We start from the raw sequence: 24,800 nt of genomic DNA on the forward strand, positions 1-24,800 counted from the left end.
GTATCACGGCGACCACCGACCTCGACGCCGTCGGCGACGCGGACATCGTCGTCGAGGCCGTCTTCGAGAAGCTGGAAGTCAAGCACGAGATCTTCCGCGCGCTGGACAAGATCGCGCGCGAGGACGCCGTACTCGCCTCCAACACCTCCGCCATCCCGATCACGAAGATCGCGGCCGTGACGGAGCGTCCGGAGCGCGTCGTGGGAACGCACTTCTTCTCACCGGTCCCGATGATGGGGCTGTGCGAGCTGGTGCGCGGATACAAGACGAGCGACGAAACCCTCGCCACCGCAAGGGAGTTCGCCGAATCCGTCGGCAAGACCTGCATCGTCGTCAACCGTGACGTGGCCGGGTTCGTGACGACCCGTCTCATCTCGGCGCTCGTCGTCGAGGCGGCGAAGCTGTACGAGTCGGGCGTCGCCACCGCCGAGGACATCGACCTCGCCTGCAAGCTGGGCTTCGGCCACGCGATGGGCCCGCTGGCCACCGCGGACCTCACCGGCGTCGACATCCTGCTGCACGCGACGAGCAACATCTACACCGAGTCACAGGACGAGAAGTTCGCCCCGCCGGAGCTGATGCGCCGAATGGTGGACGCCGGTGACATCGGACGCAAGAGCGGGCAGGGCTTCTACAAGCACTGAAACCGCACACGCCCCTCAGCCATCACACGCAGGGGTGAATTCGGTATCGGTTCGCTCACAGACGGCAACCTCCCGGCACTTCACGCAGTCAGAGGTTGCATCACCCACATCACGGAGTACGCCACCGCACTCACGGGGAGCGCATATGTACATCAGGGGCGACCACGTCGAGCTGGTCGTCGGGGGCCGCCTCGACGTCCGCAGCGCGGCGGACGCCCGTACGGTCCTTCACTCGGCCGTCGACGACGGAGTCGGCGATCTGGTGCTGGACCTGTCCGAGCTCGACTCCTGGGACGCCACCGGCCTCGGCGTCATCATGGGAGCCCACCGACGGGCCGGCCGCTGCGGTCGCCGTCTGGTGCTGCGCCGCGTACCGCCGCAGATGCAGCGCCTGCTCGTGGCCACCCGGCTGCACCGCATCCTCGCCATCGAGGGCGGTATCGGGGTGGAGTCACTTCCCAGAGTGTGACACTTTCGCCGAAAGTGTCACACTTTTCCGAAGTGGCCTCGTCAGGTGCCCGGGAAATGTGCGGCGCGCACAATCCTCACGAGACTGTGACGTCTCGGGCGGCGCGGTACCCCGGGCTGTCGTAGATACTGTGCGAAGGTTTAGGGTTCGGTCGCCCGCTGCCTTACAACCCTTCGAGCGGGCCCGGACCAGAAGCGACAGCGCGGTGTGCACAAGGCCGGGAGGGGCCTTGGGTCCTGTCGACCCGCACACGACGCTTTTGGGGGGCTTGGACCTATGGACCCGATCGACCGGGGACCCGAGGAGTACGGCCATGACGGCGACGACACGTCGTCGCGTCTGCGCCCGCCCCGGGAACCCCACACACCCGACTTCGGCCAGCACACACCCGCGCTCGCCCGCACCGTGCAGCTGGTCACCGGTGACTTCCTGCTCACCGTCAACCCCGTCGACGGCAGCGAGATCGAGGCCTGCCCGCCCGGCCAGCGGCCCGGCCGGCCCGCGAAGTTCGGCGCCGCCGAGCGCGCCGAGACGGCCCGCGCGGCCAGACCGCCCGTCCCGCCCGGCCTGAAGCGCCCCGAACTGCCGCTCCTGGAGCGCCAGGAGGAGCGTGAGCGTCTCGTACGGCTGCTCGCCCGCGGCCGTTCCGTACGCCTCACCGGCCCCTCGGGCTCCGGGCGCACCAGCCTGCTCGACCTCGTCGCCGAGGACTGCCTGGACCTCGCCCCCGACGGCGTGATCCGCCTCACCGGCTTCCACCGCACGGCCACCGACCTCCTGTACGACCTCTTCTACGCCGTCTACGACGCACCCCTGCACCGGCCCGGCCGGGAGGAACTCCTCGCGCTGACGCGGGAGATCGGCGCGGTCGTCGTCCTGGACGACATCGAGTTCGGCGCGTCCGCGCTCGACGAACTCCTCGACGCGACGCCCGAGTGCGCCTTCCTGATCGCGGCGACCCCGGAGGTCCCGGCACCGTCCGCGGACTCCGCCATCGAGGAGGTCTTCCTCGGCGGACTGGGCCGGCCCGGCGCCGTGGAGGTCCTGGAGCGCGCCGTGGGCCGCGTCCTCACCGAGGAGGAGGCGAACTGGGCGGGCGACCTGTACTTCGAGTCCGAGGGCCTGCCCCTGCGCTTCGTCCAGGCCGGCGCCCTGCTCCGGCAGCGCGACCAACTGCGCGTCGGCACCAGTGCCGTCGAGGAGTTCGGCGTCTTCCAGGACGTGCCCCCCGTCGACGCGCCCTTCGACGCGCCGCCCCTCGCCGCCGACGAGGCCGACGCCGTACCCCTGCCGTCCCTCGGTGAGGCCGCCGCGCCCGCGCCGCTGCTCGCCTCCCGGCTCAGCACCTCGGCCCGCGCCACCCTGCGCTTCGCCGTCGCGCTCGGCGGTGAGGTGCCGCACCAGGCGCATCTGCCCGCGCTCGTCGGCGACACCCACGCGGACGCCGCCCTCGGTGAACTCGCGGGCTGCGGACTGGTCTCCCCGGTCGGCTCCCGCTACCGGCTCGCCGCCGGCGTCCAGACCCAGCTGGAGGCCGCCGGATACGGCGACGAGGTCGCGTCCGGTGCCCTCATCGCCGCCCTGCACTACTCCTGGTGGGCCGGACACCCCTCGGTCACGCCCGAGCGCGTGTGCGCCGAGGCGGACGCCCTGCTCGCCGCCCTCGTCGCCCTGGTGCCGGCGACGACACCGCCCGGCGAGGGCGAGGAGAGCACCACCGTCCAACTCGCCCGCACGGCAGCGCCCGCGTTCGCCGCCGGGCTGCACTGGAGCGCCTGGGAGCGTGCGCTGCGCTCCGGCATCGAGGCCGCCGAGCTTGCCGCCGATGTGAGTGAACAGGCCTATTTCCAGCATGAGTTGGGCGTCCTCGCGCTCTGCGAGGGCGACCTCGACCGGGCCCGTGCCGAACTGGAGTCGTCCATCGGCCTGCGCGGCGTCGCCGCCGACAAGCGCGGCACCGTCGCGGGGCGGCGCGCCCTCGCCCTGGTCGCCGACCGCTCCGGCATCGCGCTCGGCCTCGGCTCCACGGCCGGCGAGGAAGTGCCGGACGCTCGCTACGAGGAGTCGGCCTCGCCGCCCGGCGGCATACCGGCGCCCTTCCCGCCGCTCCAGCCGCCCGGCGACACCTACACCCTCGTCGCGCACCAGGCCTCGCCCCCGAAGTCCCACAACAAGGCCCGGGGCGGCCTGCGCGGCTACGCCCGGCGCAACCTCGTCGCGGCCGGCGCGGGCGTCCTGCTCGCCGCCGTCCTCGGCACGGTCGTGACCCTGGGCGCCACGTCCAACAACAACAACGCCGACAACCCGTCCGACAAGGTCGGCGTCAACCCGTCCGCCAGCCAGGGCACCGGCGACGACAGCCTCGGCGCCGACAAGGCGAAGAAGGGCGACAACACGGGCACGGCGACCAGCCGGCCAACCGACCCGGGCCCGGACGGGACTTACGGCACGTCGGACGATCCGACGCCGACGGACAGCGGGCAGCCTTCGGACAACCCGAGCGGGACGAGCGGGTCGGGGAACGGGTCGCACACGCCGTCGCCGACCAAGTCCACGTCGAGCAGGCCGACTTCGTCGAGTCCGACTCCGACGAAGTCGACGTCCCCGAGCACTTCGGCGTCACCGTCCCAGAGCGGGTCCCCGACGCCGACCGAGTCGCCCGCGCCGTCGATCACCCCGTCCACCGAGACCTCGGCGAGCGGCGCGGCCTCAAGTGCCCCCGTCGAGACGACGAGTTCGGCCGCGCCGGTCGGCAGCAGCGCGGACACGTCGAGTAGTGCGGGTGCCGTCATCTGACCCTCCGTACGACACGAAAGGGCCGGCTCCGATGATCGGAACCGGCCCTTTTCGTCGTAGTGAAGTCGGTGTCTGGCGACGGCTGTTCAGAACAGGCGCAGTTTGTCGTCCTCGATGCCGCGGAGGGCGTTGTAGTCCAGGACGGTGCAGCCGATGCCGCGGTCGGTGGCGAGGACGCGGGCCTGGGGCTTGATCTCCTGGGCGGCGAAGACGCCGCGGACCGGGGCGAGATGGGGGTCGCGGTTCAACAGCTCCAGGTAGCGCGTGAGTTGCTCCACGCCGTCGATCTCCCCGCGCCGCTTGATCTCGATCGCGACGGTCTGGCCCTCGGCGTCCCGGCACAGGATGTCGACCGGGCCGATGGCCGTCATGTACTCGCGGCGGATCAGCGTGTAGCCCTCGCCGAGGGTGTCGATGCGGTCGGCGAGCAGCTCCTGGAGGTGCGCTTCCACGCCGTCCTTGATCAGGCCGGGGTCCACGCCGAGTTCGTGCGAGGAGTCGTGGAGGATCTCCTCCATCGTGATGATGAGCTTCTCGCCCGCCTTGTTGATGACGGTCCAGACGCCTTCGTCATCGCCGGAACCCTCCTTCAGCGTGCAGGGCGGCGACATCCAGTTGAGGGGCTTGTAGGCCCGGTCGTCCGCGTGGATCGAGACGCTGCCGTCCGCCTTCACCAGGATCAGACGGGGGGCGGAGGGGAGGTGGGCGGTGAGCCGGCCCGCGTAGTCCACAGAACACCGGGCAATGACGAGACGCATGGTCGGCAACGCTACTCGACGGGCGTGGGTGCACGCGATTCGCCCACCCGTCTCCCGCCACCGCCCTCGAACGGGTCCTGCGGGCCGCCCCTGTTGTCCTGGAAGACCCGTGACGCCCCTTGTTCATTAGTGGCCGATTGTGGGCCTATTGAGAGTTCCCTATGTACGCATTCTCCTGGTGCCGCCACCCTCCGTTGCCTACCGTATAAACGGGAGGTCGCGAGACGTGTACGCAGCGTGTTCGTAATCGCGGACTCCCTTACCTGTCCGGCAACCCCCGCGAGTTGGGGGTGCGAGAGGAGAACCCATGTCGCTCGACGTCTCACCGGCCCTACTCGAAAAGGCCGAGCGAGGCGAGGTCGACGAAGCTGAATTCGTCGACTGCGTCCGGACCTCCCTGCCTTACGCGTGGGAGATGATCAGCTCCCTGGTGGCTCAGCTGAAGGTCGACGGCGGTGCGTTCGCCGACAACCAGACGCCGCCGCCGGACGAGCAGGCACGCGGTCAGTTGCTGCGTGCGCTCGCGAGTGACGCGATACGCGGCGCGCTGCAGCGGCACTTCGGTGTACGTCTTGCCTTCCAGAACTGCCATCGGGTGGCGGTGTTCCCGCTGGACGGCTCGGTCGACGAGACGCTGGCCCGCTTCACCTCGGTGCGCAGTCAGCTGCTGAACCAGTCCCCGGAGTTCCGGGACTGCTGACGCGGCGGACGGCGCACTGCTTGCCGCTCCGTGCGCGGGAGGTGCACTGTACGGGGCGGCAAGCTCCCCGCGGTTCGCTCAGCCGAGGTGAGGGAGCACCTCGGCACCGAGCCGCCGTACGTTCTCCTCGGTGGCCGCGAGGTCCCCGGACCCCTCGACGAGCAGCGCGAAGCGGGAGATGCCGGTCCGCTCCGAGGTCGCCGCGAGCCGGTCGGCGCACAGTCGCGGGGTGCCCACCGGGTGCAGCCCGCAGAGGAGTTCGGTGTACGCCAGCGGGTCGCGCATCCGGCGCTCGCGGTCGTCCACCGTCACATGGGCGTCGAGCCCCTGCTTGAGCCAGCCCGGCATCGCCTTCACCAGGGTCTCCACGGCGTCGGCACGCTTGTCCGCGATCTGGCAGACGCCGGCCGACACATGGGCCGCGCCGAGGATCTCCTCCGCCGGCCGCCGGGCCGCCCGCGCGCACTGCCGCCACAGGGCGACCATCTCGGCCTTCTCCTCGTCCCCGACATGCATGCCCAGGAGCATCGGCAGGCCCCGCTCGGCCGCCAGCCGCACGCTCGCGGGCGAGGTGCAGGCGACGACGACCTCGGGGCCCGGCGCGTCCGACAGCGCCTCCGACGGCCTTGGTACGACGGGGACTTCACGGAACGCGAAGCGGCCCCCGGGGCCCGCGACCGACGGCTCGCGCAGCCAGCGCACCAGCAGATCGAGTGATTCCGGGAACCCCTGTTCGTACGCCGCGAGGCCCGAGCCGAACACCTCCAGGTCGACCCACGGCCCGCCGCGCCCCACGCCCAGCGAGAAGCGTCCCCCGCTCGTCACGTGCAGCAGCGCGGCCTGCTCGCCGAGGGCGACCGGGTGGACGGTGGGCAGCACGCTGACCGCGGTGCCGACGCGGATGCGCTGGGTGCGGCCCAGCAGTAACGCGGCCAGGGTGATCGCGGACGGGCAGGTGCCGTAGGGCACGAAATGGTGTTCGGCCAGCCAGGCCGTGTCGAGACCGGCTTCCTCCGCGACCTCCACCGAGCGGACCGCGCGGTGCAGTGCCTCCCCCTGGCCCTGCCCCGGGAACTGGGCCGCCAACACAAAACTTCCGACGCGCATGGCTTTTCCTGCTTCCTTGGCCCCGACACGGAGCTCCCCCACCGGGCATAACCGTGCGACACGTGCCGAGGACACGGCCTGGCAAAGAGATTTGCGGATTGTCTGCAGAATGCGCGGTCCCGAGGGGGACTTGTGCGGGTTGATGCCCTTCGCATACCCCTGCGCGCGCCACGTAGGCTGGACACAGCCCTTGCCTCCTGTATAGCCCCGTGAGGTGTTCTGTGTCCCCGCGTCGCAACCGACCCAAGGAGTCCGGTTCCCCCGGCCAGAGTGCCGACGACGACCGCTCCGGCCGCTACGGCGGCTGGCAGTCCGCGGAGCACTGGCAGGGCGAGGAGTGGAGCGTGCGCCATGTCGCCGGGGCGAGCGCGCAGGGCAAGACGTACCGCTGCCCCGGCTGCGACCAGCAGATCCCCTCCGGTGTCCCGCACGTCGTGGCCTGGCCGGAGCACGCGGGCGTCGACGACCGCCGCCACTGGCACAAGGCCTGCTGGAACGCGAAGGACCGCCGCACCACACGGGTGCAGCGGTCCAGGAACGCGCCGAGGTTCTGAGAGTCCTACGACCTACACGTCCCGCTTCTCCAGCAGCGCGACCGCGCCCGCGAACGCCACGGCCGTCACGCCCACGATGATCCACAGCGGGTCCCAGCCCGAAGGGCCGGAATCGGTGAGGGAGTTGGAGTAGAAGACGCTCATCTGGTTCGGGATCGAGTACTCGAACAGCCTCTGGCGTACGCCCTCCAGCGACTGCGAGAACATGAACAGCGCGATGACCAGCGGGGCGAGCACGGCGCCGATCATGACGGTGATGGCGCCCGCCGAGTGCCGGATGATCGAGCCGATGATCAGCGAGAGCAGCCCGAGGAGCGCGATGTAGAGGGAGACGCCGACCGTCCCCTTGAACCACTCGCTTGCGGACGGGTCCCTCGCGCCGTTGTTCTCCAGCAGTGAGGCGTCCACGAAGGCGACGAACGTCGAGGCCGCCAGCGTGACCACGAAGGCGACCCCGAAGAACACGATCGACTTCGCCGCGAGGACCCGGCCGCGGCTGGGGCAGGCGGTCATCGTCGTGCGGATCATGCCGGTGCCGTACTCCGAGGCCGTGGTCAGCACGCCGAGCGTGATGACGCACATGCAGCCGAGCAGCAGCCCGAAGAAGCCGTAGGACAGCGGGTTCTCGTCGTTCAGCTCCGAGGAGGAGTTGCTGACCACGGCGGCGGCGAGCAGGCCGATGCCGACGACGAGGACCACGAACACACCGAGCGTCCAGAGCGTCGAACGCACCGACTTGATCTTCGTCCACTCGGAGGCGAGCGCATGCCCGAGATGCGTGCGCACCACCGGGATCGGCGAGGTGTACCCGCCGTACGAAGGACCGGGCGCCGCCTGCCAGTTGGGCGCGGCTGCCTGCGGCATCGGGGGCTGGGGCGTACTCATCGGGCGTCCTCGGGCTTGGTCAGGTCGGCGGCGGGTGCGGGGGAGGAGGGCTGCGCGGGGGCGGACGCGGCTGCGGCGGGGGCCGGGGTCGCCTCCACGGCCGGAGCCGGAGCGGCGGCCGTGGCCTGAACCGCGGGCGCATCCGGAGCCGGGGCCTGAGGCGGCTGTGCGGGCGTCTGCGGGGCCTGGGGCGCCGGAGCCGCGTACGGGCCCGGTGCGACCGCGCCGGGCGCCGCAGGGGCGCCGTACGGATTCGGGGTGCCGTAAGGATTCGCCGGAGGCTGCGCCATGCCGAACGGCCGGCCGCCCTGCTGGGGTGACGGAGGCGCGTACCAGCCCGGCTGGCCCTGGCCCGGTACCGGCATGGGCGGCTGTGCGCCCGGCGGCAGTTGCTGCATCAGGCCGGCCTTCTGGTCGATCGTCGAGCGGTAGTCGACGGCGCCCTGCGTCATCCGCATGTACGCCTCCTCCAGCGAGGCCTGATGCGGGGACAGCTCCCACAGGCGTACGTCCGTGTCGTGCGCGATGTCGCTGATGCGCGGCAGCGGCAGTCCCGTGACGCGCAGCCCGCCGTCCTGCTCGGGCAGCACGTGGCCGCCCGCCTCGGTCAGCGCGGAGGTCAGCTTCTCGCGCAGCTGGGGCTCGCTGTCGGGGGTGCGCACGCGCGCGAAGTCGGCCGAGTTCGCCGAGATGAAGTCCCGCACGCTCATGTCCGAGAGGAGCTGCCCGCGCCCGATCACGATCAGGTGGTCGGCGGTCACCGCCATCTCGCTCATGAGGTGGGAGGAGACGAAGACGGTACGGCCCTCCGCCGCGAGCGCCTTCATCAGGTTCCGCACCCACAGGATGCCCTCGGGGTCGAGCCCGTTGACCGGCTCGTCGAAGAGCAGCACCTGCGGGTCGCCGAGGAGCGCGGCGGCGATGCCGAGTCGCTGTCCCATGCCGAGTGAGAAGCCCTTGGAGCGCTTTCTCGCCACATCCTGGAGGCCCACGACCCCGAGCACCTCGTCCACGCGCCGGGCCGGGATGCCCGAGAGCTGGGCCAGGCTCAGCAGATGGCTGCGGGCGCTGCGGCCGCCGTGCACGGCCTTGGCGTCGAGGAGGGCGCCGACCTGACGGGGGGCGTTCGGCAGCTTGCGGTAGGGGAAGCCGCCGATCGTCACCTGGCCCGACGTGGGGTTGTCCAGGCCGAGGATCATGCGCATCGTCGTCGACTTGCCCGAGCCGTTGGGCCCGAGGAAGCCGGTGACGGCACCGGGCCGCACCTGGAAGGAAAGGTTGTACACGGCGGTCTTGTCGCCGTATCGCTTGGTCAGGCCGACAGCCTCGATCATGCTCCGCACCCATCGAAAGGATCAGGACAGCAGGGCACACGCCCCCGTAAGGGTTAGGAGGATATCGGGGCGCTGACGGTTCCGCCCAAGAGAAAGTAAAGCAACGCCCGAGCCGTGCCCGCGCTACGCGTCCCGCCGCTTCAGCAGAACGTACGCGCCGACGAGCGCCGCCAGCACCCACAGGGCCATGATCCCGAACCCGCCCCAGGGTCCGTAGGGCGCGGAGTCGTCCACCGGGGTGACCACCTGCATGATCTTGCTGCCGGCCTGGTCGGGCAGGTACTGGCCGATCTTCTTCGTCGCGGAGACGTTGCCGAGGATGTTGGAGATCAGGAAGAAGAACGGCATCAGGATGCCCAGCGACAGCATCGGCGAGCGCAGCATCGAGGCGACGCCCATGGAGAACATCGCGATCAGGGTCATGTAGAGCCCGCCGCCGATCACCGCGCGCAGCACGCCCGGGTCGCTGATCTCCGCCTTGTGGGAGCCGAGCATCGCCTGCCCGAGGAAGAACGTGACGAAGCTGGTCACCAGCCCGACGACGAGACAGAGCCCGGTGGCCACCGCGATCTTGCCGAACAGGAACGTGCCGCGCTGCGGGACCGCCGCGAGCGAGGTGCGGATCATGCCGGTGCTGTACTCGTTCGACACGACGAGCACCCCGAACACGATCATCGCGAGCTGCCCGAGACTCATCCCGGCGAAGCTGATGAACGTCGGGTCGAAGGACAGCTTGTCCTTGGCGCTCATGTCGTCGAACTGGCTCTTCGACAGCGCCGAGATCAGCATGCCGAGCCCGATCGTCACCACCACGGCGAGGGAGAGCGTCCACACCGTCGACGCGACGGAACGGATCTTGGTCCACTCCGACCGGATGACCTGGGTCGCCGCCATGCTCAGTCCTTCTTCCAGCCGTCGCCCCAGCCCGGCCGCGCGGCCGGTGCCTCGGGGATCTGCACGTCGGAGGGCGCGTCACTGTGCGCGTGGTACTCCACCGACTCCGCGGTCAACTGCATGAACGCCTCCTCCAGGGAGGCCTGTTGGGGACTCAGCTCGTGCAACGTGATCTGGTGCCCCGCGGCCAGCTCACCGATCTGCTCGGACCTGCTCCCGTCGACCTCAAGGGTCCCGTTGCCGGATTCGACCACGGTGATCCCGGTCTGGTGCAGCACGTCGAGCAGCCGCTCGCGGTGCGGGGTGCGGATCCGGACGTAGGACCGCGAGTTCTGCTGGATGAAGTCGGCCATGGAGGTGTCCGCGAGGAGCCGGCCCTGGCCGATGACGACGAGGTGATCGGCCGTCAGCGCCATCTCGCTCATCAGGTGCGAGGAGACGAAGACCGTACGGCCCTGCCCGGCAAGGGACTTCATCAGGTTGCGGATCCAGTGGATGCCCTCGGGGTCGAGCCCGTTGACCGGCTCGTCGAACATCAGGATCCGCGGATCACCGAGCAGCGCGCCCGCGATACCGAGCCGCTGGCCCATGCCGAGCGAGAACCCCTTGGCCTTCTTCTTCGCCACCGTCGTGAGCCCGACGGTGTCGAGCACCTCGTGCACCCGGCTGTTCGGGATCCCGTTGCTCTGCGCGAGACACAGCAGGTGGTTGAAGGCGCTGCGCCCGCCGTGCATGGCCTTGGCGTCGAGGAGGGCGCCGATGTACTTCAGCGGGTCCTTGAGCTGGTCGTAGCGCTGGCCGTCGATGCGCACGTCACCGGCGGTCGGCCGGTCGAGCCCGAGCATCATGCGCATCGTCGTCGACTTGCCGGCGCCGTTCGGGCCGAGGAAGCCCGTGACGATGCCGGGTCTGACGGCGAAGGTGAGGTTGTTGACCGCCATCTTCTCGCCGTACCGCTTGGTCAGCCCGTCGAGCTCGATCATGCGGCCACGCTAAGACGGGCGTTCGGCGGATGCCACCCGAACGGGCAAACAGAGTCCGACACCGCAGGCAACAACGGTGAACGCGGTGGCCCAGCCGAACGCGTGCGGGAACGCCGTGCCGCCGTGTCCGTGCGCCAGGACCGTCGCCAGTACGGCGGTGCCGACGGACCCGCCGAGCTGCTGCACGATCCGGACGGTGGTGCTCGCGTGCGGGATACGGGCGCGGTCGAGACCTTGGTACGCGCCCACCATGACCGCCATGTTGGCCGCGCTCACCCCGAGGCCCCGCACGACCAGGGCGACGAGGAGCGGGGCGGCGCCGGGACGCGGGAGAAGGAAGGGGAGGGTGCCCAGCGCGCACAGCAGCATGGCCGCCACGGCGACCGGGCGCGGCCCGAGCCGGTCGGTCAGCGGTCCGGTGGCCCGGGCCAGCAGACTGCCCAGCTCTTGCGGCGCCAGTAGCAGCCCGGCCGCGATCACGCCCTCGCCGCGCGCCTGTTGGTAGTAGAGGGGGAGCAGGAACATCCCGCCGAACAGGGCGAGCCCGTTCAGGAAGGTCAGCACCGAGGAGACGGCGAACGCGCGGTCCTGGAACAGCCGTAGATCGACGAGGGGTTCGCGGGCGCGCAGCGCGTGACGGGCGAACAGGGCGATCAGTACGGCGCCCACCGGGACCGCCGTCGCGCGGGCGACGCCGGTCTCGGACAGGCCGTAGACCAGGGTGGCGAGGCCGGGGGAGAGGAGCAGGAGGCCGGTCAGGTCCAGGTGGTGGCCGGGGCGCGGGGTGTCCTTCGGGACGCCGCGCCAGGCCAGGGCGAGGGCCAGGAGGCAGACGGGCAGGTTGACGTAGAAGATCCAGCGCCAGCTGAGGTGGCCGACGATCAGGCCGCCGACGACCGGGCCGAGGATCGGTACGACCATGGCGGGCAGGGTGATCACCGCCATCAGGCGGCCGAGGCTGCGACCGCCGGCGGCTCGCATGACCAGGGTCTGCAGGACGGGCAGCAGCAGTCCGCCGCCGATGCCCTGGACGACCCGGAAGGCGATCAGCGAGCCGATGTTCCAGGCGAGCCCGCAGAGCAGGGACCCGGCGAGGAAGAGGGTCAGCGCGCCGAGCCAGACGCTCCGGGAGTCGAAGCGTTCGACGGCCCAGCCGGAGACCGGGACGACCGTCGCGAGGGTGAGGAGATATGCGGTGCTGACCCTCCCCCACTGCCTTAAAGGCGTGGGGGGACCCCCATCGGCTCGTCGTGGAGGCGTTCAGGTCGTGGCCCAGGGTGTGCAGGGCTATGGAGACGATCGTGCTGTCGAGGAGCGGGGCGAGGGCGCCGAGCACGAGGATGTCGGCGAGCCTGCGGACGGCCGGGTCGAGGTGTTCGGAGGAGCGGACGGTGGTGTCGGACAAGGTGGTAACCCCTTTAGAGACGCTGCGTCTCTAAAGGGCCACGATAGGCTGGGCCCGATAAGAGACGCAAGGTCTCCTAAGTGGAAGGTGCCGGTGATGACCGGAGAGCAGACGCGGCGGCGCGGGGCCGCGCTGGAGGCCGACATCCTGGACGCCGTATGGGAGGAGCTGGCCGAGGTCGGCTACGCCCGCCTCACCATGGAGGGCGTCGCGGCCCGCGCCCGCACCGGCAAGCAGGTCCTCTACCGGCGCTGGCCCAACCGCGCCGAACTCGTCAAGGCCGCCATGCCCCACCGCACCGGCTTCATCGCCGACCACCTCCCCGACACCGGGGAGCTGCGCGAGGACGTACTGACCCTGCTGCGGCTGATGGTCGTACGGCAGCGGGAGATCGGGCCCGACGTCATCCGGGGCCTGCTGGCGGAGGCGCCCGACCTGGACCCGAAGGTGTTCGGGATCATGCACGACATCCTGCTGACCCTGCTTCAGCGGGCCGTGCGGCGGGGCGAGATCCCCACCGCCGACCTTCCCCGGCGGGTCGTCACCGTCCCCGCCCAGCTGCTGCGTTACGAGATGGTCATCTCCCGCGACCCGGTCGCCGACTCCGCCCTGGTCGAGATCGTGGACGCCGTGTACCTGCCCCTGCTCGCCGGACACGGCAGACACGGCTGAGACACGGCCGGGACACGGCTGAGGCCCGCACCCCCGAAGGGAATGCGGGCCTCAGCCGGCGTTCACATACCTACTGACCGGTGCTTACCGGGACTGCTGAGCCGGAACTCCACGAGAGATCGGCTCGTCCTCGACCGGCGAGGTCGCGGCGGCCACCGCGGCACCGGTGAGCGTGGCGAGCATCTCGCGCACGTTCGTCAGCTGCGCGTTGATGCTGTCGCGACGGTTCGTCAGGGCGGCCAGCTCGCGCTCGGACTCCGAGCGGATGCGGTCGGCCTTGGCGTTCGCGTCGGCCACGATGTCCTCGGCCTGGCGCTGAGCCGTCTCCACCGTCTGACGGGCGCGACGCTCGGCGTCCGTGCGCAGCTTCTCGGCCTCCAGCCGGAGCTGCTCCGCGCGGTGCTCGATCTCCGCGAGGCGCTTCTCCGCCTTCTGCTGACGCGACGCCAGGTCGCGCTCGGACTGCTCGCGACGCTTGGCGAGGTTCGTCTCGAAGTCGGCGGCGGCCTGCGCGGCCTTGGCGCGGGTCTCCTCGAAGAGGGCGTCGGCCTCCTCGCGCTTCTGCTGCGCGTCCTTCTGGGCCTCGCCACGCAGCTGGGCGGAGTCGCTCTTGGCCTTCTCGACGATCCGGACGCCCTCGTCCTCCGCCTTGGACTTGCGCTCCGCAGCGAACGATTCTGCGTCGTTGCGGACCTGCTGAGCAGCGGACTCCGCGAGTTCGCGGTGCTGCTCGGCCGCGCGCCGTGCCTCCTCGCGCAGGTCCTTGGCCTCTTCCTCGGCGAGGCGGAGGATCTTCTCGACCCGCGCGCCGAGACCGGCGTACGACGGCTCTGCGTCGCTTACCTGGGCCGCGGCGTTCTGCGTTTCGAGGTGGAGCTCCTCGATGCGCTTTTCGAGAGCAGTGATACGGGCCAGAGCGCTGTCACGGTCGGAGACGAGCTTCGAGATGCGTTCGTCCACCTGAGCGCGGTCGTACCCACGCCGCACAAGCTCGAAGCCGTAGGGGGAAGTGTCGCTCATGGGGTTCCTGTCGAATGAGACCGGTGAGGTGATAGGGGGAATCCTAGGGGCCGAAGCGGTGTGTCATCGAGCGGATGCGTGTTTGATCTGGAGAATGACACCCCTTTTGAGTGGCTAACCGTCGGACCGCTTGCCAAAGACCGGGTCAAAGGCCTCAGAACGCCCGAACCTCACAGGAGGCTCCCAGCCTTTCCTAGCCTTCAACGGACTTGCCACCCGAACGAGTTGCGCCCGCGGTGACTCCCGCCTTGACCCCGCCGTCCTTGGCCACTGTCGGGGCCTCGAAAGACTCCAACGCTTCCAGGACGTCCTGGACACGGGAGATCTCGGCGTTGATGTCCTCGCGGCGGCGCACCAGCACCTCCAGATCGCGCTTGCCCTCCTCGACCGTGCGGCGGGCCTCGCGGATCGCCTCCGCCTTCAGCTCCTCCGCCTCGCGGATCAGCGTGGACTTCTTCTGCTCGGCCTCCTTGAGGAGACCCTCGGCCTTCTTCACGGCGGCGATACGGACCTTGCCCGCCTCGGAGTTGGCCTCCGAGACCAGCTCCTTGGCCTTCGCCTGCGCCTTGCCGAGCTGCTCCTCCGCGGCCTTGATGAGCGCGTCGCAGCGGTCGCCGGCCGACTTCATCGTCTCGGCGGACTCACGGCGGGCCCGCTCGTGCAGGTTCTCGATCTCGATGGTGATGCGGTCGCGCAGTTCCTCGGACCGCTCCCTTATGGCGGTGGCGTCCCGGCGCGCGCCGATGAGCAGCTCGTCCGCGTCCGTACGGGCCTGCTCCACCCGGGAGTTGCCCTCGACCGTGCCCTCGGACACCAGCCGGTCGGCCTCGCTGCGGGCCGCGCCGACCATGGAGTCGGCCTGCGCCTCGGCGTCCGCCGTCGTCTTCTGCGCCTGCTGCTGGGCCTCGCTGAGCAGCTTGTCGGCCTCGGCCGCGGTCTCCGTGATGAGGGTGTCGACCTGCTCGGCCGCCTCGGAGCGCCGTTTGTTGGCCTCCTTGCGGGCCTCGTCCAGCATCCGCTCGGACTCCTCGCGCGCCGCCGAGGTGACCCGCTCGGCGTCCGCCGCCGCTTCCGCCTTGAGGCGTGCGGCCTCGCTGCGGATCCGCTCGGAGTGCTGCTGCGCGGACCCCACCGTGTCGGCGGCCTCGGCACGCAGCCGCTCCGCGTCCCCGGTCGCGTCCGAGATGAGTTTCTCGGCCTTGGCCACGGCCTCCGACCGCACCCGCTCGGCCTCGTTGATCGTCTCCGTCTGGAGCCGCTCCGCCTCCGCCGTCACCTCGGTGATGAGGGTGTCGGCCTGCGTCGCCGCGTCCGAACGGATCCGGTTGGCGTCCTCGCGGGCGTCCGCCCGGGCCCGCGCCGCGTCCTGGTCGGCCTGCGCGATCGTGTCCGACGCCTGGGTGCGCACCTGCTGGGCGTGCTCGGCCGACTCCGACCGCAGCCGCTCGGACTCCGCGATCGCGTCCGAAACGGTGCGCTCCGCAAGGGCCTTGGCGGCGTCCGTCTCCTCGGCCGCCCGGCGCCGGACGCGGTTGGCGTCCTCGGTGGCCCGCTCCCGCTCGCTGTACGCGTCGGCGCGGACCCGGTCCGCCTCCTCCTGCGCCTCGCGCCGGGTGCGGTCCGCCACGTGCTCGGCGGCCGACCTGATCCCGGAGATCTCCTCCTGCGCCTGCTCGTGCAGCCCGGCGACCGACTCCCGTACCTGCTGGGCGTGTTGCTCGGCGCCCGACACCATCTCGGTGGCACGCCGGTCGGCCTCCTCGACCAGCCGTACGGCCTCGCCCTGTGCCTCCTCGACGCGGTTGCGCGCCGAGGCCAGCAGCTCCTCGCTCTGCTCGCGGGCCTGCTCGCGCTCCTGCCCGGCCTCCTCACGGGCCGACCCGAGCAGCTCCTCGGCCTCACGACGACGTCGTACGGCCTCCTCCTGGGCGGCGGCCAGCGTCTCCGACGCCTCCGTGGCCAGCCGCTCGGCGGCGGCCTGCGCCTCCGCGCGGACCCGGTCGGCGGTGTCCTGCGCCTCGGTCTTCAGCCGCTCGGCCTCGGCCGACGCCTCGGACCGCAGGCGTACGGCGATGGCCTCGCCCTCGGCGCGCGAGGCGGACGCGTCGCCCGCGGCCTCGTTGCGCAGCCGGTCGGCCTCCGTCTCGGCCTGCGCCTGGAGGGAGCGGATGCGGTCGGCGGCCTCGCCGCGCAGTCGCTCGGTCTCTTCGGCCGCCTCGCGGCGGATCCGCTCGGCCTCCTCGCGGGCGTCGATGAGTGCCTGCTCGGCAGCGGCGAGCCGCTCCTCGGTCTCCGTGTGCAGCCGCCTCAGGCCCTCGGCGGCCTCCTCGCGGCGTGCCTCTATGGCCCGCTCGGTCTCGTCGCGCAGGTCGCGCGCGGCCTGTTCGGCGTCGGCCTTGATGCCCTCGGACTGCTCGATGACCTCCGAGCGGTGCCGCTCCGCTTCCTTGCGGGTGCGGTCGAGGGTCTCCTCGGCCTGGCGGCGCAGCGTGGTGGCGCGCTCGATGGCCTCGGTGCGGACCTTCTCGCTGTCCGTGGCGGCGGTCTGACGCAGCTCGTCGGCGTCGACACGGGCCTTCGACAGCAGTTCCTCGGCGGTCTTGGCCGCCTCCTCGATCTGCTGGACGGCCTCGCGGCGGGCCTCGGCGCGGATGCGCTCGCCCTCGCCGACCGCGTCGGCGCGCAGCTGCTCGGCCTCGCCGCGCAGCCGGCGCGCCTCCTCCTGCAGCTCGACCGTCTTGGCCCGGTACTCCTTGGTGTCGTCCTTCGCCGCGCCCTTGAGCCCCTCGGCGATGTCGTGCGCCTGGGCGCGCAGCCGGTCGGCCTCGGCCTCCGCCTCGGAGCGGATCCGCTCGGCCTCCTCGGTGGCGGCCTTCGTGGTGTTCTTGGCTTCCTCGGACGCCTTGTCGAGCACGTCCTCGGCGGTACGGGCGGCCTTCGCGAGCTGGGAGGCGGTCTCCTCGGCGGTGAGGCTGCGGGCGTTCTCCTCGGCCTCCGCGACGATCTTGTCGGCCTTGGCCTGCGCCTCGGCGACGACCTGCTCGGCGTCCGACTTGGTGGACTCGGCCTCCTTGGTGGCCTCCGTCACCAGCCGGGCGACCTGCTCCTTCGCCGTCCGCGTGCGCTGCTCGTTGGCCGACTCGGCGCTCGCGAGGGCCTTGGCGGCGGCCTCCTTGGCCTCGGAGAGGACCTTCTCCGCCTCCAGGCGCGCCTCACGCAGTGAGGTTTCGGCCTCGGCCATGCGGGTCTCGGCGGCCCGGCTCATTTCGGTGGCCTGACGGCGGGCGGAATCCGACTCGTTGACCGTGGAGCTGCGCAGCTGCTCGGCGTGGTCGGTGGCCTCCTGGGCCTGCGAGGAAGCCGCGTTCAGCAGCCGCTCGGCGTCCGTGCGGGCACGGCGCAGGAGTTGCTCGGCCTCCGCGCGGGCCGTCTCGGCGTCGATCTCCAGCCGCTGGCGGGCCTCGGTGGCGACCCGCTCGGCCTCGGCGCGGGCGGCGGCCAGGGCCTGGTCGGCCTCGGCCCGCGACTCGTCCACGAGACGGCGGGCCTGCGACTCGGAGCGGGCGCGGAGCTGCTCGGCCCACGCCACGTTCTCGTTGACGTGCGACTCGACGGTCTGCCGGCGCTCGGCCAGCTCCTGGTCGAGCTGCTGGCGCCGGGTCACGGCCTCCGTGTGCAGCTCCGCCTGGAGGCGCGCGGCCTGCTCGGCGTGCTCCTGGAGGATGCGCTGGGTCTGCGCGCGGGCCTGGCTCAGCTCCCGCTCGGCGTCCTGCCGCAACTGGTCGGCCTGGACCTGGGCATTACGAAGCATCTGCTCGGCCTGGTAGCCGATGTCACCGCCGTCGTAAGCCGGTCGGGACATGAGGGTGCGGCGCGCCTCGTGCAGCTTGGCGCGCAGCACCTCGACCTGGTAGCCGAGGTCCTCGGCATGCTGGATCGCCTTTTCCCGCTCGGTCTTCAGCCGCTCCATCTCGGCCTCGAACCGAGAGAGGTGGTCGACGTCAGCCGCCGGCTCTCGCTCCTGGCGTTCGTAGCCCCGCACTGCGCGGTCCCATCCGTCCCCTGGTCGCGGTTTACTCCAACGAGCCCCGTCCATCCGCCGGACGGTGCTCCCGGGGAATGGTGTCAGATCAACGACGGAGCATGGGCTGCTGCCCGACGCTCGCCCCCCGAAACCCGGACCCCGGCATGCGGTCGCCCTGGTTGCGAGCGACGACCGACCCCAACCCTACCGGCCCATATGTACGCGGGTCAGTGCTCAGGTGACTCAACAGGCGCCGAAGTGACCAGTTCTGTCAGTACGCCATGGCAATCCTTTGGATGCAGGAACGTGATCCGTGACCCCATGGAGCCGCGCCGGGGCTCCTCGTACAGAACGCGTACGCCCTTGCCCCGGATGTCCTCGGAGTCCGTGTCGACGTCCGCCGTACCGAAGGCGATGTGGTGGACACCCTCCCCGTTCTTCGCCAGCCACTTTCCTACGGCGGAGTCCTCGCGGGTCGGTTCGAGGAGCTGGAGGTAGGAGGCACCGCCGTCGTCCGTGTTGTTGATCTTCAACATGGCCTCGCGTACGCCCTGCTCCTCGTTGACCTCGGAGTGGAACACCTCGAAGCCGTACGTGGCCCGGTAGAACTCGACTGTCTTGTCGAGGTCGAAGCAGGCGATCCCGATGTGGTCGATTCGCGTCAGCATGTATGTAGTGCAGCGCTCGCGCGATGGTTACGCAACGTGCGCGCGATCACACCGACGGCCCGATGACGGGGTGGACTACCGCTCAGTACATTTCAAGTAAACCCTCGTTCACTCCTCAGCTGAAACACGCTGGAAGGGGATCGCACCTCATGTCTGGAACGAACAGCACGACCTCGGTGATCGTCTCGGGCGCCCGGACGCCCATGGGACGCCTGCTGGGCTCCCTGAAGTCCTTCTCCGGAGCCGATCTCGGCGGCTTCGCGATCAAGGCCGCCCTCGACCGTGCGGGTATCGGTGGCGACCAGGTGCAGTACGTGATCATGGGCCAGGTGCTCCAGGCCGGGGCAGGGCAGATCCCGGCACGCCAGGCCGCCGTCAAGGCGGGCATCCCCATGAGCGTCCCCGCGCTCACCATCAACAAGGTCTGCCTCTCGGGCCTCGACGCCATCGCGCTCGCCGACCAGCTCATCCGTGCAGGTGAGTTCGAGATCGTCGTCGCGGGCGGCCAGGAGTCCATGACCAACGCCCCCCACCTGCTCCCCAAGTCCCGCGAGGGATACAAGTACGGCGCGATCGAGATGCTCGACGCGATGGCCCACGACGGCCTGACCGACGCCTTCGAGAACATCGCGATGGGCGAGTCCACGGAGAAGCACAACACGCGGCTCGGCATCGCCCGCCCCGAGCAGGACGAGATCGCCGCCCTGTCCCACCAGCGGGCGGCGGCCGCGCAGCAGAACGGCGTCTTCGAGGCCGAGATCACCCCCGTCGAGATCCCGCAGCGCAAGGGCGAGCCGGTCGTCTTCAGCAAGGACGAGGGCATCCGCGCGGAGACCACGGTCGAGTCGCTGGGCAAGCTGCGCCCGGCGTTCACCAAGGACGGCACGATCACCGCCGGTACCGCATCGCAGATCTCGGACGGTGCGGCGGCCGTGGTCGTGATGAGCAAGACCAAGGCGCAGGAGCTGGGCCTGGAGTGGATCGCCGAGATCGGCGCCCACGGAAATGTGGCGGGACCCGACAACTCCCTCCAGTCGCAGCCGTCCAACGCGATCCTGCACGCCCTGAAGAAGGAGGGCCTGGAGGTCGAGAGCCTCGACCTGATCGAGATCAACGAGGCCTTCGCCGCCGTGGCCGTGCAGTCAATGAAGGACCTCGGGGTGTCCACGGAAAAGGTGAACGTCAATGGCGGGGCCATCGCCCTGGGCCACCCCATCGGCATGTCGGGCGCCCGCCTGGTGCTGCACCTGGCCCTGGAGCTCAAGCGGCGCGGTGGCGGGGTCGGCGCGGCGGCGCTGTGCGGCGGCGGCGGTCAGGGTGACGCGCTGATCGTGCGGGTACCCAAGGCCTGAGCATGTCGTACGGATATCTCTAGGAACGGAGCTGTGATGGAGGACGTCGCCTCGCTGGTGGCCCAGGCCAGGGAAGGCCGGCCGCGGGCCGTGGCCCGGCTGATCTCCCTGGTGGAGGGGGCGTCCCCCCAGCTCAGGGAGGTCATGGCGACGCTCGCACCGTTGACCGGCGGGGCCTACGTCGTGGGCCTCACCGGATCGCCGGGCGTGGGCAAGTCGACCTCGACCTCCGCGCTGGTCACGGCGTACCGCAAGCAGGGCAGGCGGGTCGGCGTCCTGGCCGTCGACCCGTCCTCGCCGTTCTCGGGCGGCGCCCTGCTCGGCGACCGGGTCCGCATGTCGGACCACTCCTCCGACCCGGGCGTCTACATCCGCTCGATGGCCACCCGCGGCCACCTCGGCGGCCTCGCCTGGTCGGCCCCGCAGGCGATCCGCGTCCTCGACGCGGCGGGCTGCGACGTGATCCTGGTCGAGACGGTCGGGGTCGGCCAGTCGGAGGTGGAGATCGCCTCCCAGGCGGACACATCGGTCGTCCTCCTGGCCCCGGGGATGGGCGACGGCATCCAGGCGGCGAAGGCGGGAATCCTGGAGATCGGCGATGTCTACGTCGTCAACAAGGCCGACCGCGACGGCGCCGACGCGACCGCCCGCGAGCTGAACCACATGCTCGGCCTCGGCGAGTCCCGCGGCCCCGGCGACTGGCGCCCCCCGATCGTCAAGACGGTCGCCTCCCGCGCCGAGGGCATCGACGAGGTCGTGGAGGCCCTGGAGAAGCACCGGGCGTGGATGGAGGAGCACGGCGTCCTCGCGGAGCGCCGCGCGGCCCGAGCCGCCCGCGAGGTCGAGACCATCGCGGTCACGGCCCTGCGCGCCCGCATCGGGGACCTGCACGGAGACCGCCGCCTGAGCGCGCTCGCGGAGCGGATCGTGGCGGGCGAACTGGACCCGTACCGGGCGGCGGACGAGTTGATCGCGGGCATTACGGAGGGCTAATTCGATGGTCAACGGCCGTGTCCCGTTGGTACGTTGACCGCATGTTCCTTCTCTTGGCATAGGGCCGCCCGGCCCGCGCACGGCAGCGACCACATCGCATTGCACTGCATCGCACCGCTTTGCGTTGTACCGGATCGCATCGTCGTCGCGCGGCGCACAGGCGTCCCTTTCTCCTGCCTCCAGTTGAGGAACATCTCGCATGTCCGCGCCTTCTTCCACGCCGACTTCGGCGTGCCCTTCGTATGCCGCCGTGCTCCAAGTCCCGTACGCCCGGCGCACGTTCGCCGCCGCCCTCGTCGGCCGGCTCTCGTACGGCATGGTCTCGCCGGCGGTGCTGCTCGCGGTCGTCCGCGCCACCGGCTCCTACGCGGCGGCCGGCACGGTCATGGCCGTCTTCGGGGCCGCGACCGTCCTCCTGCTGCCCCTGCGCGCGGCCCTGGTCGACCGCCACGGCCCCCGCCGCGCCCTCCTGCCTATGGCGACGCTCTACGGCGGTCTCCTGTGCGTCCTCGCGGCGGTGACCTGGAGCCCCGGGACGCCAGAAGTGGTGCTCGGAACGGTGGCCGCGCTGACGGGCATGTGCGCGCCCCCGCTTGGACCCACCATGCGCTCCGTGTGGGCCGAACTCGTCGGCGACCGTGGGCTGTTGCAGCGCGCGTACAGCCTCGACGGCGTCGCCGAGGAACTCCTGTACGTCATCGGCCCGTTGGCGGTCGGCGGTGTGCTCAGTTTCGCTCCACCGGCTGCCGGGGTCCTGCTCAGCGCGGCTCTGATCGTGACCGGGGCGTTCGCCTTCGTCATGTCACCGGCGCTGTCCGGTGTACGCGTATCTGCGGGCGCCGAGCGGAAGTTGAGGCTTTCCAGGGTTCGCGGGCTGCTCGGGCCGGTCGTCGTGGCCGGCGGGATGGGGCTCGCGTTGAGTGCCGTCTACTTGTTGGTGATGGCGTTCGTGGAGCAGCGGGGGTACGGCGATGACGTCGTGCCCTGGGTGCTGGCCGCGCTGTCGGCGGGCAGTGCGGTGGGTGGGCTGCTGAACGGGGCGGTGAACTGGCGCACGGCCGCGCGGGTTCGGCTTTCGGGGGCGGCGTTGGGGCTCGGGGTGGCGTTGGCCGCGGCGGGGTTTGCCTCGGGGGTGTGGTCACTCACCGTGGCGGTGGGGTGTGCGGGGTTCTTTGTGGCGCCGGCGTTGACCACCGCGTACCTGCTCGCCGACGAGACTGCGGCGCCGGAGGCGCGGACTCAGGCGGGGGCGTGGGTCAACATGGCGGTGAATGCGGGGAGTTCGGGTGGGTCGGTGCTGACGGGGCTGCTTGTTGGGCGGCTGCCGTTGGGGATTTGTTTCTTGGTCGCCGGGGTGGTGGCGGGGGGTGCGGGGGTTGTGTCGTGTCTGCCGGCTCGTCGTGGCTGGTCGCGCCCACGCGGCGGAGCCGCAAATTGACACAGCCCCGCGCCTCTAAAAAAGCAGGGGCGATGCAGGAGGCCGGAGCTCTTTGCGAACTCCGGCCTCTGCTCGACTCGTTGCTGTCAGGGGCGTCCCCGTTGCCCTCGCAGATGTTCCGCGATCGGCTTCAGGGTTTTGTCGAGTTCTGACAGACCCTCGGGTGTGACGAGGTCGATGAAGTGGCGGCGTACGGACGCCACATGGTGGGGCGCGACCTTCTTCATCGTCTCCAGGCCGTGCTCGGTCAGCACCGCGTACAGTCCCCGGCGGTCCGACTCACAGTTCTCCCGGCGGACGAGATCCGCGTTCTCCATGCGGGTGATCTGGTGCGAGAGGCGGCTCTTGGACTGGAGGGTGGCGGCCGCCAGGTCGCTCATCCGCAGCCGTACGTCCTCCGCCTCGGAGAGGTTCACCAGGATCTCGTAGTCGTTCATCGTCAGGCCGAACGGCTGCAAGTCCTTCTCGAGTTGGTACGTCAGCAGCCTGTTGACCTCCAGGTGGGTGCGCCAGGCGCACTGCTCCTCATCGGTCAGCCAGCGCGTGGCCGTCTCGGTCTCCATGAATGAAGTCTACCTAAAATGTTGAAAGGCGAACTAGTGAGGGTGGCGTGACGGCGCGCACACGTTCGACGTCACACTCCGCAGACTACCGCTCACAGCCCGAAGCGCCGCTGGAGGTCCCCCAGCTGTCCGGGAAGGCGCGGTGCGCCCGCTTGCTGTGCGGGGCCTGTGGGAGCCCCGCTCCCGCCGGGTACTCCGGGTTCGTGCGGGACGGCCCCCGTGGCCTGCTCGGCCATGAGCGCCTCGGACGACTGGAGCAGCACCGTGCCCGCGCCGACGAACTCGAACTGGTGCTCCTCCCCGGAGGCCCCGCCGATGCCTGTCATCGCACGTAGACCGCCCATCAGGCCGGTCATGTACGCGTGGTCGTAGTGATGGCACGGGGAGGGGCAGTCGGCCCAGCCGACGAGGGCCTGCGGGTCGACCCGGATCGGGGGTTCCATGAACACCACCGGGCCGTTCGAGGCGGCCACGAACTTTCCGGTTCCGATGAGTGTCAGAAAACCGGGAACGATCGACTGCTTGAGAGCGAGAGTTGGCTGAAAAGCGAGCAGGTTGCCCGAGCGAATGGTCAGGTTGCCGTCTTCGAGGTCGTAGGAATTGACGTCGAAGGCCCGGTCGGCGAGCAGCATCTTGCCCGAGCCCTCCGCCACGACCCAGTCGCTCGCGTGCAGAGGCGAATGGAAGGACGTACGGACAAGTCGGTCGAGTCGCCCATGACCGATGCCGTTGAACTCCATCGAGCCGTAGTAGGCGATCATCTTCCCCTTCTGCAGGAACCACTGGCTCCCCTTGAGCTCCACGCAGAAGGTGTACTTGTTGACGTTGTCGTCGACCGGGAGGGTCATCGGGTCGTGGATCGTGGGGCCGCCGGCACCCGGGTAGGTGGTCACAGCTTCTCCTCCGAGGCCTGGACGTACACCGTGCCGTTGCCGCTCAGCTCCAGTTGGAACGCCTCGCCGGAGCCCCGGCCCACCATGTCGCGCCAACCGAGCGCCGTGGACAGCTTGTTGCGTACGTCGCCGTGGTGGGCGACGTAGGCCTGCGGGTCGACGTGGACGGGGCGGCCGGGGGTGATCGGGACCTCGAAGACGCCGCCGTGGGCCATCACGGCGACCGAGCCCTGCCCCTGGAGGGTGGTCGTGAACAGGCCCTGGCCGGTGACCTGGCCCCGGACCATGCCCATGACGCCGCCCTGCGATCCCATGAACATCGTGCCCTGCTGGAGGGTGCCCTCGAAGGCGAGGAGGCGGTCGGCCTCCACGTAGAGGGTGTCGCCGGTGAGGTTGATGATCTGGATGTGGTGGCCGCCGTGACCGAACATCACGGTGCCGCTGCCCTCGACGGTCATCAGGGGAGTCGCCTCGTTCGCCACCCGGCGCCCGATCATCGACATGACGCCGCCCTGGCCGCCCTGGATGTTGGGGGTGAAGGAGACGTCGCCCTTGTAGGCGAGCATCGCGCCGCGCTGACTGAACAGCCGCTGGCCCGGCATGACGGTCGCCTGGATCATCTTCGAGTTGATCTCGGTGAACGCCATG

21 protein-coding genes and 1 pseudogene are annotated in these 24,800 nt (G+C 70.5%); 9 read left to right on the forward strand and 13 right to left on the reverse strand.

Annotated features, from left to right (window positions below; translation table 11 throughout):
* From ACFWP5_RS15925 to ACFWP5_RS15935, 3 genes are all read left to right on the forward strand, one after another.
* Positions 1-644: 3-hydroxyacyl-CoA dehydrogenase family protein (locus tag ACFWP5_RS15925; protein WP_384155714.1), on the forward strand; the 644-nt coding region annotated here is incomplete at its 5' end.
* Between the two features lie 145 nt (positions 645-789).
* Positions 790-1,113, forward strand: a complete 324-nt coding sequence (locus tag ACFWP5_RS15930; RefSeq protein ID WP_019060737.1) for an STAS domain-containing protein — start codon at positions 790-792, stop codon at positions 1,111-1,113.
* A gap of 276 nt (positions 1,114-1,389) precedes the next feature.
* A complete protein-coding gene (locus ACFWP5_RS15935) occupies positions 1,390-3,909 on the forward strand; it encodes an ATP-binding protein (protein ID WP_384155717.1) in 2,520 nt (839 codons plus the stop codon).
* Between the two features lie 86 nt (positions 3,910-3,995).
* On the opposite strand, the gene nucS is transcribed toward ACFWP5_RS15935, so the two are convergent.
* The gene (nucS, locus tag ACFWP5_RS15940; RefSeq protein WP_384155720.1) at positions 3,996-4,667 is read right to left on the reverse strand and encodes an endonuclease NucS; all 672 of its coding nucleotides are present in this window, start codon (positions 4,665-4,667) and stop codon (positions 3,996-3,998) included.
* 307 nt (positions 4,668-4,974) lie between these two features.
* Here nucS and ACFWP5_RS15945 point away from each other — a divergent pair, with 307 nt between their 5' ends.
* Positions 4,975-5,367 (forward strand): SCO5389 family protein, encoded by a 393-nt coding sequence (locus ACFWP5_RS15945; RefSeq protein ID WP_019060740.1) that lies wholly within the window; start codon positions 4,975-4,977, stop codon positions 5,365-5,367.
* Between the two features lie 78 nt (positions 5,368-5,445).
* On the opposite strand, the gene ACFWP5_RS15950 is transcribed toward ACFWP5_RS15945, so the two are convergent.
* Positions 5,446-6,474 (reverse strand): LLM class flavin-dependent oxidoreductase, encoded by a 1,029-nt coding sequence (locus ACFWP5_RS15950; protein WP_384155723.1) that lies wholly within the window; start codon positions 6,472-6,474, stop codon positions 5,446-5,448.
* Positions 6,475-6,695: 221 nt separating this feature from the next.
* Between ACFWP5_RS15950 and ACFWP5_RS15955 the strand changes: the two genes are divergently transcribed.
* Positions 6,696-7,028 (forward strand): ATP/GTP-binding protein, encoded by a 333-nt coding sequence (locus ACFWP5_RS15955; protein WP_384155726.1) that lies wholly within the window; start codon positions 6,696-6,698, stop codon positions 7,026-7,028.
* Between the two features lie 12 nt (positions 7,029-7,040).
* Here ACFWP5_RS15955 and ACFWP5_RS15960 read toward each other — a convergent pair whose 3' ends face one another.
* From ACFWP5_RS15960 to ACFWP5_RS15980, 5 genes and pseudogenes are all read right to left on the reverse strand, one after another.
* A complete protein-coding gene (locus ACFWP5_RS15960; RefSeq protein WP_384155729.1) occupies positions 7,041-7,913 on the reverse strand; it encodes an ABC transporter permease in 873 nt (290 codons plus the stop codon).
* On the reverse strand, positions 7,910-9,247 hold the full coding sequence (locus ACFWP5_RS15965; protein WP_384155732.1) for an ABC transporter ATP-binding protein: 1,338 nt from the start codon (positions 9,245-9,247) through the stop codon (positions 7,910-7,912). The genes ACFWP5_RS15960 and ACFWP5_RS15965 overlap by 4 nt, the downstream gene beginning before the upstream one ends.
* 123 nt (positions 9,248-9,370) lie before the next feature.
* Positions 9,371-10,141, reverse strand: coding sequence for an ABC transporter permease (locus ACFWP5_RS15970; protein ID WP_384155735.1), 771 nt, complete (start codon positions 10,139-10,141; stop codon positions 9,371-9,373).
* Between the two features lie 2 nt (positions 10,142-10,143).
* Positions 10,144-11,124: an ABC transporter ATP-binding protein gene (locus ACFWP5_RS15975; protein WP_384155738.1), complete on the reverse strand. Its 981-nt coding sequence runs from the start codon at positions 11,122-11,124 to the stop codon at positions 10,144-10,146.
* 9 nt (positions 11,125-11,133) lie between these two features.
* Positions 11,134-12,267, reverse strand: a pseudogene (locus ACFWP5_RS15980) (DHA2 family efflux MFS transporter permease subunit); the annotation flags it as partial.
* A 358-nt stretch (positions 12,268-12,625) separates the two neighbouring features.
* On the opposite strand from ACFWP5_RS15980, the gene ACFWP5_RS15985 reads away from it, so the two are divergent.
* Positions 12,626-13,201, forward strand: a complete 576-nt coding sequence (locus tag ACFWP5_RS15985; protein ID WP_384155741.1) for a TetR/AcrR family transcriptional regulator — start codon at positions 12,626-12,628, stop codon at positions 13,199-13,201.
* A gap of 84 nt (positions 13,202-13,285) precedes the next feature.
* Here the strand turns inward: ACFWP5_RS15985 and ACFWP5_RS15990 are convergent, their stop codons facing one another.
* The 3 genes from ACFWP5_RS15990 to mce form a co-directional block, all read right to left on the reverse strand.
* Complete coding sequence (locus ACFWP5_RS15990; RefSeq protein ID WP_384155744.1) at positions 13,286-14,221, reverse strand: cellulose-binding protein; 936 nt, start codon at positions 14,219-14,221, stop codon at positions 13,286-13,288.
* A gap of 193 nt (positions 14,222-14,414) precedes the next feature.
* On the reverse strand, positions 14,415-18,263 hold the full coding sequence (scy, locus tag ACFWP5_RS15995; protein WP_384155746.1) for a polarized growth protein Scy: 3,849 nt from the start codon (positions 18,261-18,263) through the stop codon (positions 14,415-14,417).
* Between the two features lie 209 nt (positions 18,264-18,472).
* Positions 18,473-18,913 carry a methylmalonyl-CoA epimerase gene (mce, locus tag ACFWP5_RS16000; protein WP_033285428.1) on the reverse strand — a complete coding sequence of 147 codons (441 nt, stop codon included), beginning with the start codon at positions 18,911-18,913 and terminating at the stop codon, positions 18,473-18,475.
* 149 nt (positions 18,914-19,062) lie between these two features.
* Here mce and ACFWP5_RS16005 point away from each other — a divergent pair, with 149 nt between their 5' ends.
* The 3 genes from ACFWP5_RS16005 (at position 19,063) to ACFWP5_RS16015 (ending at position 22,696) form a co-directional block, all read left to right on the forward strand.
* Complete coding sequence (locus ACFWP5_RS16005; RefSeq protein ID WP_384155749.1) at positions 19,063-20,265, forward strand: acetyl-CoA C-acetyltransferase; 1,203 nt, start codon at positions 19,063-19,065, stop codon at positions 20,263-20,265.
* 36 nt (positions 20,266-20,301) lie between these two features.
* Complete coding sequence (meaB, locus tag ACFWP5_RS16010; protein WP_384155753.1) at positions 20,302-21,258, forward strand: methylmalonyl Co-A mutase-associated GTPase MeaB; 957 nt, start codon at positions 20,302-20,304, stop codon at positions 21,256-21,258.
* Positions 21,259-21,457: 199 nt separating this feature from the next.
* Complete coding sequence (locus tag ACFWP5_RS16015) at positions 21,458-22,696, forward strand: MFS transporter (RefSeq protein ID WP_384155756.1); 1,239 nt, start codon at positions 21,458-21,460, stop codon at positions 22,694-22,696.
* An 86-nt stretch (positions 22,697-22,782) separates the two neighbouring features.
* Here the strand turns inward: ACFWP5_RS16015 and ACFWP5_RS16020 are convergent, their stop codons facing one another.
* The 3 genes from ACFWP5_RS16020 to ACFWP5_RS16030 form a co-directional block, all read right to left on the reverse strand.
* The gene (locus ACFWP5_RS16020) at positions 22,783-23,259 is read right to left on the reverse strand and encodes a MarR family transcriptional regulator (protein WP_329257547.1); all 477 of its coding nucleotides are present in this window, start codon (positions 23,257-23,259) and stop codon (positions 22,783-22,785) included.
* A gap of 92 nt (positions 23,260-23,351) precedes the next feature.
* The gene (locus ACFWP5_RS16025; protein ID WP_384155759.1) at positions 23,352-24,152 is read right to left on the reverse strand and encodes an AIM24 family protein; all 801 of its coding nucleotides are present in this window, start codon (positions 24,150-24,152) and stop codon (positions 23,352-23,354) included.
* Entirely contained in the window at positions 24,149-24,799 is a 651-nt protein-coding gene (locus tag ACFWP5_RS16030; protein ID WP_384155762.1) for an AIM24 family protein, read from the reverse strand. Before ACFWP5_RS16030 ends, ACFWP5_RS16025 begins: the two co-directional genes overlap by 4 nt.
* Between the last annotated feature and the right edge of the window lies 1 nt (position 24,800).

Origin of the sequence: Streptomyces sp. NPDC058469, from assembly GCF_042721125.1 — a bacterium.
Lineage (GTDB): Bacteria > Actinomycetota > Actinomycetes > Streptomycetales > Streptomycetaceae > Streptomyces.

Excerpts from the sequence above, each read along its gene's own strand:
- ACFWP5_RS15930 (WP_019060737.1), top strand. The coding sequence starts at position 790 with ATGTACATCAGGGGCGACCACGTCGAGCTGGTCGTCGGGGGCCGCCTC.
- ACFWP5_RS15935 (WP_384155717.1), top strand. The coding sequence starts at position 1,390 with ATGGACCCGATCGACCGGGGACCCGAGGAGTACGGCCATGACGGCGAC.
- nucS (WP_384155720.1), bottom strand. The coding sequence starts at position 4,667 with ATGCGTCTCGTCATTGCCCGGTGTTCTGTGGACTACGCGGGCCGGCTC.
- ACFWP5_RS15945 (WP_019060740.1), top strand. The coding sequence starts at position 4,975 with ATGTCGCTCGACGTCTCACCGGCCCTACTCGAAAAGGCCGAGCGAGGC.
- ACFWP5_RS15950 (WP_384155723.1), bottom strand. The coding sequence starts at position 6,474 with ATGCGCGTCGGAAGTTTTGTGTTGGCGGCCCAGTTCCCGGGGCAGGGC.
- ACFWP5_RS15960 (WP_384155729.1), bottom strand. The coding sequence starts at position 7,913 with ATGAGTACGCCCCAGCCCCCGATGCCGCAGGCAGCCGCGCCCAACTGG.
- ACFWP5_RS15965 (WP_384155732.1), bottom strand. The coding sequence starts at position 9,247 with ATGATCGAGGCTGTCGGCCTGACCAAGCGATACGGCGACAAGACCGCC.
- ACFWP5_RS15970 (WP_384155735.1), bottom strand. The coding sequence starts at position 10,141 with ATGGCGGCGACCCAGGTCATCCGGTCGGAGTGGACCAAGATCCGTTCC.
- ACFWP5_RS15975 (WP_384155738.1), bottom strand. The coding sequence starts at position 11,124 with ATGATCGAGCTCGACGGGCTGACCAAGCGGTACGGCGAGAAGATGGCG.
- ACFWP5_RS15985 (WP_384155741.1), top strand. The coding sequence starts at position 12,626 with ATGACCGGAGAGCAGACGCGGCGGCGCGGGGCCGCGCTGGAGGCCGAC.
- ACFWP5_RS15990 (WP_384155744.1), bottom strand. The coding sequence starts at position 14,221 with ATGAGCGACACTTCCCCCTACGGCTTCGAGCTTGTGCGGCGTGGGTAC.
- mce (WP_033285428.1), bottom strand. The coding sequence starts at position 18,913 with ATGCTGACGCGAATCGACCACATCGGGATCGCCTGCTTCGACCTCGAC.
- ACFWP5_RS16005 (WP_384155749.1), top strand. The coding sequence starts at position 19,063 with ATGTCTGGAACGAACAGCACGACCTCGGTGATCGTCTCGGGCGCCCGG.
- meaB (WP_384155753.1), top strand. The coding sequence starts at position 20,302 with ATGGAGGACGTCGCCTCGCTGGTGGCCCAGGCCAGGGAAGGCCGGCCG.
- ACFWP5_RS16015 (WP_384155756.1), top strand. The coding sequence starts at position 21,458 with ATGTCCGCGCCTTCTTCCACGCCGACTTCGGCGTGCCCTTCGTATGCC.
- ACFWP5_RS16020 (WP_329257547.1), bottom strand. The coding sequence starts at position 23,259 with ATGGAGACCGAGACGGCCACGCGCTGGCTGACCGATGAGGAGCAGTGC.
- ACFWP5_RS16030 (WP_384155762.1), bottom strand. The coding sequence starts at position 24,799 with ATGGCGTTCACCGAGATCAACTCGAAGATGATCCAGGCGACCGTCATG.